Origin of the sequence: Marinobacter psychrophilus, assembly GCF_001043175.1 — a bacterium.
Lineage (GTDB): Bacteria > Pseudomonadota > Gammaproteobacteria > Pseudomonadales > Oleiphilaceae > Marinobacter > Marinobacter psychrophilus.
In genome coordinates this window covers 2,270,907-2,286,570 of record NZ_CP011494.1, presented here as the reverse complement: position 1 = coordinate 2,286,570, position 15,664 = coordinate 2,270,907, and the positions used below count along the sequence as shown (strand labels likewise).

The 15,664-nt window shown below is 55.1% G+C and carries 12 protein-coding genes; all 12 read left to right on the top strand.

Going from position 1 to position 15,664, the window contains the following annotated elements:
• Window positions 1-122 precede the first annotated feature (122 nt).
• The 12 genes from dnaX (at window position 123) to hrpA (ending at window position 15,627) form a co-directional block, all read left to right on the top strand.
• On the top strand, window positions 123-2,099 hold the full coding sequence (dnaX, locus tag ABA45_RS10255) for a DNA polymerase III subunit gamma/tau (RefSeq protein ID WP_048385876.1): 1,977 nt from the start codon (window positions 123-125) through the stop codon (window positions 2,097-2,099).
• A 4-nt stretch (window positions 2,100-2,103) separates the two neighbouring features.
• On the top strand, window positions 2,104-2,427 hold the full coding sequence (locus tag ABA45_RS10250; protein ID WP_048385874.1) for a YbaB/EbfC family nucleoid-associated protein: 324 nt from the start codon (window positions 2,104-2,106) through the stop codon (window positions 2,425-2,427).
• A 23-nt stretch (window positions 2,428-2,450) separates the two neighbouring features.
• Window positions 2,451-3,053: a recombination mediator RecR gene (gene recR / locus ABA45_RS10245; protein WP_048385873.1), complete on the top strand. Its 603-nt coding sequence runs from the start codon at window positions 2,451-2,453 to the stop codon at window positions 3,051-3,053.
• 24 nt (window positions 3,054-3,077) lie between these two features.
• Window positions 3,078-4,226 carry a ribonuclease D gene (locus ABA45_RS10240; protein WP_048385871.1) on the top strand — a complete coding sequence of 383 codons (1,149 nt, stop codon included), beginning with the start codon at window positions 3,078-3,080 and terminating at the stop codon, window positions 4,224-4,226.
• On the top strand, window positions 4,223-4,519 hold the full coding sequence (locus ABA45_RS10235; RefSeq protein WP_048385869.1) for a YcgL domain-containing protein: 297 nt from the start codon (window positions 4,223-4,225) through the stop codon (window positions 4,517-4,519). Before ABA45_RS10240 ends, ABA45_RS10235 begins: the two co-directional genes overlap by 4 nt.
• Entirely contained in the window at window positions 4,516-4,965 is a 450-nt protein-coding gene (locus tag ABA45_RS10230) for a YcgN family cysteine cluster protein (protein WP_048385867.1), read from the top strand. The genes ABA45_RS10235 and ABA45_RS10230 overlap by 4 nt, the downstream gene beginning before the upstream one ends.
• Window positions 4,965-5,303: a hypothetical protein gene (locus tag ABA45_RS10225; protein WP_048385864.1), complete on the top strand. Its 339-nt coding sequence runs from the start codon at window positions 4,965-4,967 to the stop codon at window positions 5,301-5,303. Before ABA45_RS10230 ends, ABA45_RS10225 begins: the two co-directional genes overlap by 1 nt.
• Before the next feature lie 72 nt (window positions 5,304-5,375).
• Window positions 5,376-7,634 (top strand): VWA domain-containing protein, encoded by a 2,259-nt coding sequence (locus ABA45_RS10220; RefSeq protein WP_048385862.1) that lies wholly within the window; start codon window positions 5,376-5,378, stop codon window positions 7,632-7,634.
• A 17-nt stretch (window positions 7,635-7,651) separates the two neighbouring features.
• Window positions 7,652-8,494 carry an AAA family ATPase gene (locus ABA45_RS10215; RefSeq protein WP_048385860.1) on the top strand — a complete coding sequence of 281 codons (843 nt, stop codon included), beginning with the start codon at window positions 7,652-7,654 and terminating at the stop codon, window positions 8,492-8,494.
• Between the two features lie 110 nt (window positions 8,495-8,604).
• Window positions 8,605-9,783, top strand: coding sequence for a vWA domain-containing protein (locus ABA45_RS10210; protein WP_048385858.1), 1,179 nt, complete (start codon window positions 8,605-8,607; stop codon window positions 9,781-9,783).
• Window positions 9,784-9,974: 191 nt separating this feature from the next.
• Window positions 9,975-11,651 (top strand): AMP-binding protein, encoded by a 1,677-nt coding sequence (locus ABA45_RS10205; RefSeq protein ID WP_048388949.1) that lies wholly within the window; start codon window positions 9,975-9,977, stop codon window positions 11,649-11,651.
• Window positions 11,632-15,627 carry an ATP-dependent RNA helicase HrpA gene (gene hrpA, locus ABA45_RS10200; RefSeq protein ID WP_084708320.1) on the top strand — a complete coding sequence of 1,332 codons (3,996 nt, stop codon included), beginning with the start codon at window positions 11,632-11,634 and terminating at the stop codon, window positions 15,625-15,627. Before ABA45_RS10205 ends, hrpA begins: the two co-directional genes overlap by 20 nt.
• The last annotated feature ends 37 nt before the right edge of the window (window positions 15,628-15,664 follow it).

Genomic DNA, 15,664 nt, shown 5'->3' with positions numbered 1-15,664 from the left:
TGCTATTTTTTTGCTACTTTCTCGATTACGCTTTATTCATTCTTCATTACCTATACCCTCTGTTTTTCGGTTTTAGCATCCATGCTAGACTTAAGGCTATTTTTCACGGCAATTGGCGAACTATGAGCTACCAGGTACTTGCCCGTAAATGGCGCCCTCGCACCTTCGAAGACATGGTGGGGCAGGAACACGTGCTTCAGGCATTAATCCACGCGCTGGAAAGTCAGCGCTTGCACCATGCCTATTTATTTACCGGCACCCGTGGTGTGGGGAAAACCACCATCGGCCGCCTGTTGGCCCGCTGTTTAAACTGTGAAACCGGCATTACCGCGAAACCTTGCGGTGTGTGCGGCAGCTGTCGCGAAATTCAGGAAGGCCGCTTTGTTGATCTGATCGAAATAGACGCGGCTTCGCGTACCGGCGTTGACGACATGCGTGAGCTGACCGACAACGTGCAGTATTCGCCCAGCCGCGGGCGTTTCAAGGTGTACCTGATTGATGAAGTGCACATGCTCACCAATCAGTCGTTCAACGCCTTTTTGAAAACTCTGGAAGAGCCGCCAGAGCACGTTAAATTCCTGTTGGCCACCACCGATCCCCAAAAACTGCCGGTGACGGTGTTATCGCGCTGTTTGCAGTTTAATTTGAAGCGGATGACACCGGAACACATCGCCGGCCATTTGAATCACGTACTGACCGCTGAAAAAATTCCTTTTGAAGAACCGGCCCTGTGGCTTCTGGCGCGTGCAGCGGACGGCAGTATGCGCGATGCCCTGAGCCTGACAGATCAGGCAATTGCGTTTGGTAACCAGCAACTGGCGGCGAGCGATGTCAGTTCCATGCTGGGTACAATTAATCAACGTGATATCGAAAGCTTGGTGGGCACTTTGGTTGCCCGTGATGGCCCTGCGTTGTTGACGGAAATTAGCCGTATTGCTGATTTTGCGCCGGATTACGGGGTAATTCTGGCGGACCTGTTGTCGCTGTTCCATCGGGTGACGATGGAGCAGGTAGTGCCTGGCAGTGCAGACAACGCCTTGGGCGACGCCCGCCAGATTCAGACGTTGGCCAAAAAGCTGAGTGCCGAAGACGCGCAACTGTTTTACCAAGTGGCGTTGATGGGGCGCAAAGATCTGGCGATAACGCCGGACGCGCGCATGGGATTCGAAATGACGCTGCTGCGTATGTTGGCATTCCGGCCCGGAACTGCTCGCCGGGAACCGCCCGCGGCGATTGCTGCGGAGTCGGCACCGGCCGGAAACCGCGATGAACCAGACCCTGTTACTGCCAGTTCGAATCAACCTGCAACGCCAGTACTCGCAAAGCCGGAGCCTGAAGCCCCGGCAGCTTCGGCGCCGCCGCCAGCAGCAGCACGAATGCCGGTTGAGTCGATTCCACCTTGGGAGCCTCAGCCTGGCACAGACGTAGATTACCCTGACGACGGTGCCCTTTACGGCGCTGATGAAGCGTTTGAGGCTTCTGCCCCAGAGCAACAGCCGCTGCCGGCAGAGCCCGAGCATCAGCCAGCTCAGCAGAATCAGTTAGAGCCGCAGTCTGCTGTTCAGCTAAAACCGCAGCCTGATGACCAGCCACTGCCATTGGCCAGTGAATTGCCAATGCAGCCAGAGGTAGCGGAGGAGACATTACCGGCGGGTGAATTTGTTTGGCAGCGGGATTTTCGCAGCCTGAATATTGCGGGCATGCCCGGGAATCTGGCCAGCCACGGCTCTATGCTGCACCAAGGCAATGACGTGCTGCTGACCATTGATGAGGGCCACGCGCGGCTGCTGAACGCCCGCCACGAAGAAAAAATTCTGGCCGCCTTGAGAAATCGCTTTGGCGCCGCCACTGAATTACGTATAGAAAGAGGGCAGCCAGACGATACGCCGGCTGCCTATGAAGAGCGCCAGCGTAAGATTCGGCAGCAGGCGGCGGAGCAGGCCATTCGCACTGACCCGCTGGTACAATCGATTGTGGATCGATTTGCTGCCCGTGTTGTGGAAGACAGTATTCGACCGATTGAAGTCCCCAAAAAGCGCCCGGCCAACGACACGAGTCAGGCCGATATAAAGAGCCCGGCTGGCTCAAACAGGAGATAACGTTATGACGGATAACATGGGCGAACTGATGAAAAAAGCCCAAAAAATGCAAGAAAACATGCAAAAAGCCCAAGAAGAAATCGCCAAAACAGAAGTGACTGGCGAATCCGGTGCGGGGCTTGTGAGGGTGGTAATGAACGGCCGCCACGACGTTTGTAAAGTGGAGATTGATCCGTCTTTGATGAGCGAAGAAAAAGACATTCTTGAAGACTTGCTGGCGGCGGCGGTGAATGACGCCGTGCGCCGTGTGGAAGCCAATCAGAAAGACAAAATGTCTGGCATGATGTCGGGTATGGGTCTTCCTCCCGGCTTTAAGATGCCTTTCTGAATTATTGAACTTTTGGGATTATTATGGCGTTCAGTCCTCTGGTGGATGAGTTGGTTGAAAGCTTGCGGGTGCTACCTGGCGTGGGCCAAAAAACCGCCCAGCGTATGGCTTTTCATTTGCTGGAACGCGCCCGCAGTGGCGGTAGCCGCCTGGGTGATGCTTTGGGCCGGGCTATGGATGGCGTGCGCCGCTGTGATCGCTGTCAGAATTTTGCCGACACCGACGTGTGCGGCATTTGCGAAAACCCGGAGCGCAACACCGGTGTGCTGTGCGTGGTGGAAAGCCCGTCAGACTTGCTGGCCATCGAGCAGGCCGGCGATTACCGCGCCGGCTATTTTGTGCTGATGGGGCACTTGTCCCCCATTGATGGCATTGGGCCGGAGCAGATTGGTATTGATCGGCTGGTTCACCGGGTGCGCGATGAAGGCGTAACCGAGTTAATACTGGCCACCAATCCCACGGTGGAAGGCGAAGCTACGGCGTACTACATTGCCGACCGCCTAGCCGATAACAACGTACTGATTACCCGGTTGGCCCACGGCATTCCTGTGGGTGGCGAGTTGGGTTATGTCGACGGTTTTACCCTGACCCACGCTTTCCGCGGCCGCAAACCCTTAGCTGGCTAAGCCATTTCCCGATCAGGCAACTTTATGAATGCGAATGAACTTCCCCGGCTAACAGCGCCTGTGCCATCCGAACCGGTACTATGGCTGGAAACCCCTGAGCAGCTGGATGACTGGCTGGCGGCGCAGCCCACAGGGCCTTTGACTCTCGATACCGAATTCGAGCGGGTAAGCACCTATTACCCCATTCCGGGCCTGGTGCAGCTTGGGCTGGCCGATCAATTTCGCCTGGTGGACCCGGAAGTGGCAGAAGCCTCTGCCGGTTTTCGCGCGGCTCTGGAAGACGACCAACGTTTGAAACTGCTGTACGCGGTGAGTGAAGATCTGGAATTGTTCCGCCATTGGCTGGGTATTCCCATGCAGGGTGTCATTGATCTGCAGCTGGGCGTGGCATTTGCCGGGCTCGGGTTTTCAATGGGTTACGCCAAATTGGTTGAAAGCCTGTTCGGTGAAAGCCTGGACAAAACGCTGACCCGCTCTAACTGGATTTCACGGCCTTTGAGCGATTTGCAGCAGCGTTACGCCATTGATGATGTGCGCTTTTTAAAGCCGGTTTATGACTGGCTGCAAGAAGTTTTGGCCGGGCGCGGGCTTCAGCAGGCTTTGGTGGAAGAATCCGCGCGCTTTGCTGCCGACCTGGCAAGCCAAGACGATTCCACCCGACATTATTTAAAGCTGCGCGGCGGTTGGCCTCTAAGCGCCCCGCAGCAACAGGTGCTTCAGGCGTTGGTTAGTTGGCGTGAGCGCGAATGTCATCGCCAAGACAAGCCCCGCAATTGGGTAATGGCAGACCCTTTGTTGCTGGCAATGGCCGAGATGCAGCCCAAAACTCTGGACGCTTTGTCGAACATTCAGGGCCTGGCATCCGGCCAGGTTCGACGCCACGGTGATACTCTGCTGGCGCTGATTGCAAAAGCAGATGCCGCCGATGATGTTGCCATAGAGCCGATTCCAGCACCTTTGACCCGAGACCAACAGGGCTTTTACAAGCAGTTGAAAAAACACTTTGTGCGTGCTGCGGAATCGGCTGATATTCCGATAGAATTGCTGGCGCCGCGCAAACGCCTGGAAGCCGTTGTGCAGCAACAACAGCTGGCGGGTAACCCGTTTTTTGAAGGCTGGCGCGGCCAGATACTGGCTCCGGTTCGGGGCGCAATCGAGGAACTGCTTTCGTGACCAAAACCCACGACTTTGTTTCTGTTTTTCGCAGCAGCAAAAAACCCGACACTTATCTGTATGTGCGCCGAGGTCACCTTTGGGATGACTTGCCGGAAGCCCTGCGCACCTTGTTTGGCAAGCCGGTGCACGCTATGGATGTGGTCTTGACGCCCGAGCGAAAATTGGCTCGCACCAGCGCCGAAAAGGTTTTGGCGGGGATTGCCGACAAAGGCTTTTTCCTTCAGATGCCGGAAGAACAGGACATGGCAATTGTTGAGTTCAAGATGAAGCTGGGGCAGCGCAACCGATGATTGCCCAGGTGCCATTCTGGCAGCGTAAACGCCTGCACGAAATGACACCGACCGAGTGGGAGTCTCTCTGCGACGGTTGCGGGAAGTGTTGCCTGAATAAGCTGGAAGATGAAGACACCGGTGAGGTATACCATACGGATTTAGTGTGCCAGTACATGGATACTGATACCTGCGGTTGCACGGTTTACTCTGAACGGTTGAAAAAAGTACCCGGATGCACATTGATTACGCCGCAAACCTTGCCGGATTATCACTGGCTGCCCTATACCTGCGCCTATCGAACTCTGGCAGACGGTCGCCCATTGGCCGATTGGCACCCGCTGCGCAGTGGTGATCCGCAATCCGTGCACGATGCGGGCGTGTCAGTGCGCGGTAAGGTGGTGTCAGAGGCGGCCGTGGCAGAGCAAGACTGGGAAGAACATATTATTCACTGGGTAATGACATAATGGATGCGGAATTACAGAACGTGTACTGGCTGTTTTGGGCCGCCTACGGTGTAGGGCTGGTGTTGTTTTTATGGATGATGCAGCGGTTGTTGCGGTTTTTGCCGTTTTACGGGTTGCGTACACTGTTGCTAGCTGCGTTGGCGGCTATTCTGGCGGCACCGGTGGAGTCTATAGATATAGCCGGTTGGTGGATTCCGGCATGGTTGTACGGCGGTTATGAACTGATTCTGGGTGACAGCGTTGCGGCCAGCGCTGCCTTGTTAAATCTTGCGCTGGCCGGCATGGTTTTGCTGCTGGTGTGGATTCTGGACTTGGTGCGTTATCGGATGAAACGCTGAAAATTTAACAATAAATCGGCGGCTGTTCATTTTACGGCTGTTTTACACAGGGAAAACGTGGTGGGACGCTTCATGAAATCAACTCTGGTAACGCACAAAACACTGTGGCTCGCGCTTGTTATTACGCTGGCGGCGTTTTCGGGCGTGGCTCAGGCTCAAGCAGAGCAAGCGGATAGTCCGCAGTTGCCGGGCGCGGTGGACGTGCGAATTATTGTTGATGTTTCCGGCTCCATGAAGCAAAACGATCCGCAAAACCTGCGCCGCCCGGCGGTGCGTTTGCTGGCCCGATTGCTGCCCGATGGCGCCACGGCCGGTGTGTGGACCTTCGGCCAGTATGTCAACATGCTAGTGCCCCATCGCGAAGTTAGTGATGCCTGGCGTGAAATGGCGATTGCGCAAAGCGACGCGATCAATTCTGTGGCCATGCGTACCAATTTGGGTGCGGCCATCGAAACCGCCAGTGATGGTTACTTTACCGGTGGCGTACTGAGTAACACTCACTTTATCGTGCTTACCGACGGCAAGGTGGATATCAGCCGAAACCCCAGTGCTAATAAAGTCGAGGCTAACCGCATTCTTGACACTTTGGTTCCGCCGTTGAAACAGCAGGGCGCGCGTTTTCACGCGGTAGCGCTGTCGGCCGAGGCAGACACCGAGTTTCTGCGTAAACTGGCCTCCGACTCAAACGGTAGCTTTCACGTGGCGGAAAACGCCAACGATTTGAGCCGTGCTTTTCTGGATGCTTTTAACGCCGCCGTGCCACAAGAACAGACGCCCATAGATGACGACGGCTTTATGGTAGACGCCAGCGTAACTGAATACACCGCGCTGATTTTCTGGGGCGACAATGAAACATCTGACAACCGCGCCCTGGCTTTGAAAGCGCCCGGTGCAGCCGCGACCACCTTGCAGCAGCACCCGGACAATATTCGCTGGGCCCGCGAACCGGGGTATGACCTGATTACCGTAACCGACCCCGTAGCCGGGCGCTGGAGCCTGGACGGCCAGCTAGGCGAGGGTAGCCGGGTAAGCGTGGTGAGTGACTTGCGGATGATTGTGAGTCCCATTCCCGGCATCTTTTCAATAGAGAAGCCACTGGCGATTCGAATCGGGCTTTTTGACGGTGAAGAACCGATTACAAATGCCGATTTTCTGAGTGTGCTGACCGTTGACCTGACACTGTCAAATGAAGATGGCCGTAGCGGTACCAAGGTGTTGTCAGAGCAGAGCCCGCCAGCAGATGGCGTGTATCGCTATAACATTGCTGAAATGCCGACCGCTGGCCAGTACCAGGTGGTAGTTGAAGCGCGCAGCAGCACCTTTGCGCGCAAGTTCTCCGGAACCACCCGTTTTGAACCTGCCGCCGGTGCCGAAGCTTCCGCCGCAGACGCGCCACTGTTTGCGCTTGAAATAGACGCCGCTAATCCTTTCAAAACCGCCGCTCCTGCCAAGCCCGAGCCGCAGCCTACTGCTGCGCCTGCGGTTGATGAGGCGCCCGCGTCTGCAGTTGCCAGCGAACCTGTCGCAGAGCCCGAGCTTACCCCAGAAGAAGCTGTACAACTGATACAGCCAATAGACGTTGCTGAATTGGACCAGTCCGAGCCGGCAGAACCCGAAAACGCAGATTTGGCAATAGCGCCGTGGATGATTGCGGCCGGCGCGGGTGCTCTGTTGGTGCTGGCCTTGTTGATCTGGCTGTTGCTGCGCAAGCGCAAAAACACCGACGAAAGCGATGCTGAAGCGGACGTGGAAGCAGAACCTGCTGCGCCCGCAGCAGCCCCGGAAGTGGCTGCCGTGCCGGTGATTACCGATATTGACGAGCCTGAAACTGTACCGGAATTAAGCCCGGACGAACTGGTTGAGCCAGAGCCAGAGTTAGAATCAGTGCCGGAACTTCAGCCTGAGCCGGAGCCTGAGCTTGAAAAGGTGCCAGAGCTAGAACCCGAACTCGCTGCAGAGCTCGTGGTTGACGAAATCCCAGTGCCTAGCGTTGAGCCAGAGCCGGATACGACTGCCGAGGACTTGCCCGAGCCCAGCGAACCTGAACCGCTGCCCGAAGATGACATACCGCTGATAGAGCCGGAAGAGAGTGAACCTGAACCTGAACCTTTGGCTTTTGATGACGATTTCGATCTGTCGGTCCCTGATGACGAGCTGGATGCGGCGCTGGATGACGTTGACCTAGAAGAATCGGCCGATGACGAGTTTGGCTTGGACGACTTTGACCTGTCTGAATTTGATGACCTGCCAGACACAGAAACTGACAAAGGCGCTAGCGAAGGCGGCGCGCCTGAGCCAAAAAATACGCCCGACAATGATCGCAAGAAGTAACCTACAGGACCCAGCACATGAAATTTACCGGCACCGATAAATACGTCGCCACCGAAGACCTGCAAATGGCTGTGAATGCGGCTATTACACTGCAGCGCCCGTTGCTGATTAAAGGTGAGCCCGGCACCGGCAAAACCCTGTTGGCGGAAGAAATAGCGGCGGCTTTGGGCAAGCGTTTGATTCCCTGGCACATCAAGTCCACCACCAAAGCTCAGCAGGGCCTGTACGAATACGACGCGGTGTCGCGTCTGCGGGATTCCCAGCTGGGCGATGAGAAAGTAAAAGACATCAGCAATTACATTATTCCCGGCAAGTTGTGGGAAGCTTTCGAATCCGAAGAGCAGGTAGTGCTGTTGATTGATGAAATCGACAAGGCCGACATTGAGTTCCCCAACGATCTGTTGCAGGAACTCGACCGCATGGAGTTCTACGTTTACGAGACCCAGCAGTTCGTAAGGGCGAAGTATCGGCCGATCATTGTGATCACCAGCAACAACGAAAAAGAACTGCCCGACGCCTTCCTGCGTCGCTGCTTTTTCCACTACATCAGCTTTCCGGACCAAGGCACCATGCAAAACATTGTCGATGTTCACTTTCCGGGTCTTCAGCAGCAGGTAGTACGTGATGCTCTGGAAGTGTTTTTTGACGTGCGCAAGGTGCCCGGCCTGAAGAAAAAGCCGTCTACTTCTGAGCTGATTGACTGGCTGAAGCTGCTAATGGCCGATGAGCTGTCTGCCAAGATGCTGCACCAGAAAGACAGCAGCAGTGCTTTGCCACCGCTGTACGGTGCGCTGGTGAAAAACGAGCAGGATGTTCATCTGCTGCAGAAGCTGGCGTTTATGGCGCGCCGCCGCGGCTGATGGTGGCGAGTTTCGCAAGAGTGCAGAACTCTTGTGGGGTGTGCTTGTCAGTAGCTATTAAGACTGTTTTGGCCCGATGCGTTCGTGCGGTGGTTTAAAGGTAGGGTTTTATGCTGATTAATTTTTTTCTGGAAGTGCGACGGGCGAAGGTGCCGGCGAGCCTGCGAGAGTTTCTCGATTTGCTGGAAGCTCTGCAGCACCGCCTGGCCTTCGCTGACATGGAAGAATTCTATTATCTGGCGCGCCTGTGCCTGGTTAAAGACGAGCGCCACTACGATAAATTCGACCGTGCTTTTAAAGTGTATTTTGAGGGCATTGAGCACCTGGATGAGTTGTTGCAATCGTTGATTCCCGATGATTGGCTGCGGGCCGAGTTTGAAAAACATCTGAGCGATGAAGAAAAGGCCAAAATTGATTCCTTGGGTGGCCTGGAAGAATTGATTGAAACATTCAAAAAACGCATGGAAGAGCAAAAAGAGCGCCACGCCGGCGGTAACAAATGGATTGGCACCGGCGGCACCTCGCCCTTTGGTGCGAATGGTTACAATCCGGAAGGCTTTCGTATCGGCCAGAAAACAGGCCGCCACGGTCGCGCGGTAAAAGTGTGGGAAAAACGCGAGTTTAAAGACCTGGATGACAGCGTTACCCTGGGTATTCGCAACATCAAAGTGGCGTTGCGCCGGTTGCGCAAATTTGCCCGTCAGGGCGCGGCAGATACCCTGGACATGGACGACACCATTCGTTCCACCGCCCGTAACGCCGGATACCTTGATTTGAAGATGGTGCCTGAGCGCCACAACGCGGTAAAAGTGCTGATCTTTTTTGATGTGGGCGGCTCTATGGACCCGCACATTCGCGAATGTGAAGAGCTGTTTTCAGCGGCGCGGCTGGAATTCAAGCATATGGAGTATTTTTATTTTCACAACTTCATTTACGAGGGCGTGTGGACCCAGAACGTTCGGCGCACCAACGAGGTAACGCCGACCTGGGACCTGCTGAATAAATACAGCTCGGATTACAAGGTTATTTTTGTCGGGGACGCCACTATGGCGCCGTATGAAATAAGCCATCCGGGCGGCTCCATCGAGCACTGGAATCAAGAATCCGGCTCCACCTGGTTTCAACGTATTACCGATCATTTCCGCAAAGTGGTTTGGCTGAATCCCCTGCCAGAGGCCTTCTGGGCGCAGGGCGGCTCTATGGCCATGGCCCGTCAGCTTGTGGATAACCAGATGTATCCCTTGACGGTGGAAGGCTTGGAAGGCGCCATGAAACAGCTGAGTAAATAGCCGTAATTTGCAGGAAAATGAACAAGGTGGTGGGTAGAAACTGCTATTTGCTTGCGCTCAAAACTGCTATTCTTGCGTCAATTCTGCGACTTAGACTTTTGTCGACTTGATTTCAGAAAAGAAACTCGGTCGCACGACTTGACAGGCCAAATATTATAACTAGAAAAGCCCAGACAGGAGTTCGAGTAATGATGAGTTTCGAACAGTTCTATCAGGATAAGTACCCACAGGGTATAGCCCTGGGTGTCGATTCAGCAAAATACTCCAGCATGGTTGACGTGTTCAACCAGGCAGTGACTAAGTACGCGGATCGCCCAGCAGTATCTGCCGTTGGTGTTACCCTCAGTTATAAAGATCTGGATGTTCAAAGCCGTAATTTTGCAGCCTGGCTGCAGAACAAAACCAACCTGAAGCCGGGTGACCGCATTGCCATTCAAATGCCGAACGTGTGCCAGTATTTGGTGGTTATCTTTGGTGCCATGCGCGCTGGGCTGATAGTGGTGAACACCAACCCGCTGTATACCCCCCGTGAAATGGAACACCAGTTTAATGATTCGGGTGCAAAAGCGCTGGTGGTGCTGGCTAATATGGCTGCCAACGTAGAAAAAGTGCTGCCCGATACCAGCATTGAGCACGTGATTGTGACCGAAGTGGCGGATATGCATTCGACCTTCAAGCGCACGCTGATGAACATGGTGGTCAAGCACGTCAAGAAGATGGTGCCTGCGTACAATCTGCCTCATGCCCACCAATTACCCGCGGTGCTGGCAGCCGGTGCCCGCGAGAAGTTCACTCCGGTTGAATGCAAACAGGACGATATCGCCGTGCTGCAGTATACCGGTGGCACGACTGGCGTGGCCAAAGGCGCCATGCTGACCCACGGCAATCTGGTGGCAAACCTGCTGCAGATTCGGCCGATGCTGGAAGACAACATTGTTGAAGGCAAAGAAGTGGTGATTGCACCGCTGCCGCTGTATCACATTTACTCGTTCACTCTGAACTGCGGCACCATGTTGGAAGCCGGTGCCCACAACGTGCTGATTCCCAACCCGAGGGATATAGACGCCTTTGTGAAAGAGCTGCAAGATCATGAATTCACCGCGTTTCTGGGTTTAAACACGCTGTTTGTTTCGCTGTGTAATAACGAAGAATTCTGTAAGCTGGATTTTAGCAATCTGAAGCTGACAGCTTCCGGCGGCATGGCGCTTACGTCCAAGGCGGCTAAAACCTGGAAGCAGGTGACCGGCTGCGAAATTTGTGAAGGTTATGGCATGACTGAAACCTCTCCGGTGGTGAGCTTTAACCCGCGCAGCGCTATTCAACTGGGCACCATTGGTTTGCCGCTGCCGGGTACCTTGCTGAAAACCGTGGATGACGATAACAATGAAACGCCCTTTGGTGAGCGCGGCGAGCTTTGTGTTAAGGGTCCGCAGGTCATGCGCGGTTACTGGCAGCGCCCGGATGACACACGTAAATCCATGACCGACGATGGCTATTTGCGGACCGGTGACGTGGCTGTTATCCAAGAAGATGGCTACATTCGCATTGTGGACCGTAAAAAGGACATGATTATTGTTTCTGGCTTTAATGTCTTTCCCAATGAAGTCGAAGACGTGATCAGCGGCCACCCTAACGTGCTGGAATGTGCTGCGGTGGGCATCCCTGACGAAAAAAGCGGTGAAGCCGTAAAGGTGTATCTGATTGCCTCCAAAGACGGTGTGACTGCCGGTGAGCTGAAAGAGTTCTGTCGTGAACGCCTGACCGCTTACAAAGTGCCGCGGCATTTTGAATTCCGTACCGAGTTGCCAAAAACCAACGTTGGCAAAGTACTGCGCCGCGAACTAAGGGATGAAGCAAGTAATCACTAAACCTAACATAGACACGCTTTCTGACGCGGCGGGAGCGGCAACGCCCCCTGAACCCAGCGCGGCAACACTCGCTGACTCGCGCGCGGCTGTTCGTGCCGCTGTTCATGGCATTACAGAACAGCTTGGTGTTTGTGCTCAGCTTGAAGCCGCCCGCATAACCCGAGCTCTCGCCCGAGCCAAAGGCCGTCCTGGCACCAAAGAGTTGGAAAAAATTGGCCGCTGGCTGCAAGCCGGGCAAGAAAAAGTGCAGTCTCGCCAGCGCTTGCACAAACCGGCCAGTTTCCCTAAGGGCCTGCCGGTTTCGGAGCGGGTAGACGACATAGCCGCCGCTATTGCAGACAACCAGGTGGTGATCATTGCCGGTGAAACCGGCTCTGGTAAAACTACCCAGATCCCAAAAATTTGTATGAATGCGGGCCTCGGTATTCGAGGTTTGATTGGCCACACCCAGCCTCGTCGTATCGCTGCGCGCAGCGTAGCGGCGCGCATTGCCGAAGAGCTGGGTGAACAGACTGGCCGGCAAGTGGGTTACCAGATTCGTTTTACCGATACCACCTCTGAAGATTCCCGTTTGAAAGTGATGACTGACGGCATACTGCTGGCGGAAGTCCAGCACGACCCGTTTTTAGACCGTTATGACACGCTGATTATCGACGAAGCCCACGAGCGGAGTCTGAACATCGACTTTCTGCTGGGGTATCTGAAACAGCTGCTGCCAAAGCGGCCTGACCTCAAAATCATTATCACCTCCGCCACCATCGAGCTGGGGCGTTTTAGTGAATTCTTTAATAACGCCCCGGTGATTGAAGTCAGCGGTCGTACCTTTCCGGTAGAAGTGCGCTATCGCCCATTAGTAGGCGATGACGATGACCGCGATCAGGGCTGGTTCGACGGCATCTTGCAGGCACTGGAAGAAATTGAGCAGCACGAACGCAGCGCCAGCGAGCCTCCGGGCGATGTATTGGTGTTCATGCCCGGCGAGCGGGAAATTCGTTCCTTGAGCAACGTGCTGCGCCACGCGGAGTTGCGGCACACCGAAGTGTTGCCGCTGTATTCGCGGCTCAGCAATCAGGAACAGAACCGGGTGTTCCAAAACCACCGCGGCCGGCGTCTGGTGTTGTCTACCAACGTGGCAGAAACGTCGCTGACGGTGCCGGGCATTCGCTACGTGATTGACACCGGTGTGGCGCGCATCAGCCGCTACAGCGTGCGCTCCAAAATTCAGCGCTTGCCTATAGAACCGATTTCCCAAGCCAGCGCCAACCAGCGCGCCGGTCGCTGTGGGCGGGTAGCGCCGGGCATCTGTTTTCGCCTGTATGACGAAAACGATTTTATCAATCGTCCGGAATACACCGACCCCGAAATTCTACGCACCAATCTTGCCTCGGTGATTTTGCAGATGGCCACCTCGGGCCTGGGTGATATTCGTCACTTTCCGTTTTTGGAATCGCCGGATAATCGCCAGATAAACGATGGCTACAAACTGCTTGAAGAGCTGGGAGCGGTCACCGACAAGCGCCGGGTAACTGCGGCTGGTCGCACCATGTCGCGCCTGCCTCTAGACCCGCGTCTGGCGCGCATGCTGGTGACCTCTGCGGAGCAGGGAAGCCTGAGTGAACTGCTGATCATTATTGCCGGGCTGAGCGTGCAAGACCCCCGCGACAGGCCGCAAGACAAACAGCAGCAGGCCGACCAGGCTCATACGCCGTTCAACGACAAAGAATCCGACTTTGTTACCCTGCTGAATATCTGGAATTTTTACGAAGAGCAGCGCCAGGAACTGTCGCTAAATCAGCTGAAAAAAGTCTGTCAAAAAAGCTTTTTGAGCTGGATGCGCATGCGCGAATGGCGTGATGTGCACCGCCAACTGACGCTGATTTGCCGCGAACAGAAGCTTAAGCTGAACCCTCAGGCTGCCAGCTATCAGTCGGTGCACACCGCGGTGTTGGCGGGTTTGTTGGGGCAAGTGGCAACAAAGTTTGAAAATCGCGAATACATGGCCACGCGCAATCGCAAGTTGCTGATATTCCCGGGCTCGAAAGTAGCGAAAACCGCACCCAAGTGGATTGTAGCCACTGAAATTGTGGAAACCAGCCGGGTGTTCGGGCGCATGGTGGCGTCTATTCAGCCCCAATGGATAGAGCCCTTGGCGGCCCACGTGGTCAAGCATCACTATTTTGAGCCGCACTGGGAGCAAAAGCGTGCCCAAGTGATGGGTTTTGAAAAAATCACCCTGTATGGCCTGGATATTGTTCCGCGCCGCGCCATTGTTTACAGCGACATTGACCCGGCCGCCTGCCGCGACTTGTTTATTCGCCATGCGTTAGTAGATGGCGAATACCGCTCAGGGGCGCCGTTTATCGAACTTAACCGGTTAATGCTGGAATCGGTCGAAGACCTGGAAAAGAAAACCCGTCGCCGGGATTTGCTGGTAGATGACGAAACCCTGGTGGCCTTTTACGATCAGCGTTTGCCGGCCGACATCGTCAGCGGTCGCCATTTCGAGCACTGGTGGAAAAATCTGGAAGCGGCCGAGCTGAAAGCTCTGGAGCTGACCGAACAAGACGTGCTTCAGCGCCCGCTGGATGCCCAGGCGGATGCCCTCTATCCGGATTTTTTGGAGTGGGAGGGGGTGAGGTACCCGCTGGATTACGAGTTTGAGCCCACCAGCGAGCGTGACGGCGTGACTCTTCGGGTGCCATTGATGGCATTGAAACAGATTCCGGCGCGTCGCCTGGAATGGCTGGTACCCGGTTTGTTGCGGGAAAAGTGTATTGCACTGGTGAAAGGGCTGCCGAAATCCCTGAGGCGTAATTTTGTGCCGGTGCCGGATTTTATCGACGCAGCTTTGGCCAACCTGCAGCCTTCTAATGAGCCGCTGGCGTTGCAACTGGGCGCGCAGCTGCGACGCATGACCGGGGTGCAGATAGACCCGCAGTCCTGGCAGCAAAACGATCTTCCGCGGCACCTGCGAATGAATCTGCGGGTGACCGGGGACAAAGGCACCGTTATCGCGGAAAGCCGTGAAACCGTTGATTTGCAGAACCAGCTTGAGGCCAAAGCCGAACAGGCTCTGGCGTCGATTACTGCCACCGACAGCAAAGACGAGACCCCCACGGCGACTCATGCCAGCTGGCAGTTCGGCACCTTGGCGCAGCATGTGCAAACCGAAAAAGGCGGTATGCAAGTGACGGTTTACCTGGCCCTGGAAGACCTGGGAAAAGACGTGCGGCAAACCCGCTGTCTGGACTCGTTAACGGCAGAAACCATTACCCGCAAGGCCATCGCGCGGCTGATTCTGAATCGTTTCGGCAACACTCTGGATGATTTGGAGCGCAAGCTGCCGAAATTCAAACAGGCGGCGCTGATGTTCGCGCCGGTAGGGCAGGCGCGGATTTTGCTGGACGATTTGTTGCTATCGACCGCCATGCAGCACTTCTTGGGTGGTTCATTGCCACGCAGCCCGGAGGCGTTCGATGCGTGTTTCAATCAGCACCGGGGTGATTTCATTCCAGCGCTCGAAACCGCGGTGGAGCACCTTCACCAGGCTATGCACGGCTACCAACAGGTGGCAAAACGGCTGAAGGGAAAGATTAATCTGGCCTTGGCGAATTCCATGGCTGACATTAAGTTTCAGATGCAAAATCTTGTTTATCCGGGGTTTTTGGTAAAAACACCGGCGCAATCTCTGGCCCAGTTCGGGCGTTATTTTGAAGCGGCTTTGGCACGGTTCGAGAAGATGCCCCGGGAGATGGGCCGCGAGCGGGAGTTTCTGCATACCATCGAACTGTTGTGGGCGCGTTATGCCAGCAAACTGGTTGAGCAGCAACGCCAGGGTGTTAAAGACCCGGAGCTTGAATTGTACCGCTGGATGCTGGAAGAATACCGGGTATCGTTTTTCGCTCAGCAGTTGGGTACGCAGATGACGGTGTCCATCAAGCGCCTTGATAAACAATGGCAGGCTACACGGGTGTAATGGGAGCGCGGGCAAACGCCTGTGTCTGTGGTACTAT

Excerpts from the sequence above, each read along its gene's own strand:
- dnaX (WP_048385876.1), top strand. The coding sequence starts at position 123 with ATGAGCTACCAGGTACTTGCCCGTAAATGGCGCCCTCGCACCTTCGAA.
- ABA45_RS10250 (WP_048385874.1), top strand. The coding sequence starts at position 2,104 with ATGACGGATAACATGGGCGAACTGATGAAAAAAGCCCAAAAAATGCAA.
- recR (WP_048385873.1), top strand. The coding sequence starts at position 2,451 with ATGGCGTTCAGTCCTCTGGTGGATGAGTTGGTTGAAAGCTTGCGGGTG.
- ABA45_RS10240 (WP_048385871.1), top strand. The coding sequence starts at position 3,078 with ATGAATGCGAATGAACTTCCCCGGCTAACAGCGCCTGTGCCATCCGAA.
- ABA45_RS10230 (WP_048385867.1), top strand. The coding sequence starts at position 4,516 with ATGATTGCCCAGGTGCCATTCTGGCAGCGTAAACGCCTGCACGAAATG.
- ABA45_RS10225 (WP_048385864.1), top strand. The coding sequence starts at position 4,965 with ATGGATGCGGAATTACAGAACGTGTACTGGCTGTTTTGGGCCGCCTAC.
- ABA45_RS10220 (WP_048385862.1), top strand. The coding sequence starts at position 5,376 with ATGAAATCAACTCTGGTAACGCACAAAACACTGTGGCTCGCGCTTGTT.
- ABA45_RS10215 (WP_048385860.1), top strand. The coding sequence starts at position 7,652 with ATGAAATTTACCGGCACCGATAAATACGTCGCCACCGAAGACCTGCAA.
- ABA45_RS10210 (WP_048385858.1), top strand. The coding sequence starts at position 8,605 with ATGCTGATTAATTTTTTTCTGGAAGTGCGACGGGCGAAGGTGCCGGCG.
- ABA45_RS10205 (WP_048388949.1), top strand. The coding sequence starts at position 9,975 with ATGAGTTTCGAACAGTTCTATCAGGATAAGTACCCACAGGGTATAGCC.
- hrpA (WP_084708320.1), top strand. The coding sequence starts at position 11,632 with ATGAAGCAAGTAATCACTAAACCTAACATAGACACGCTTTCTGACGCG.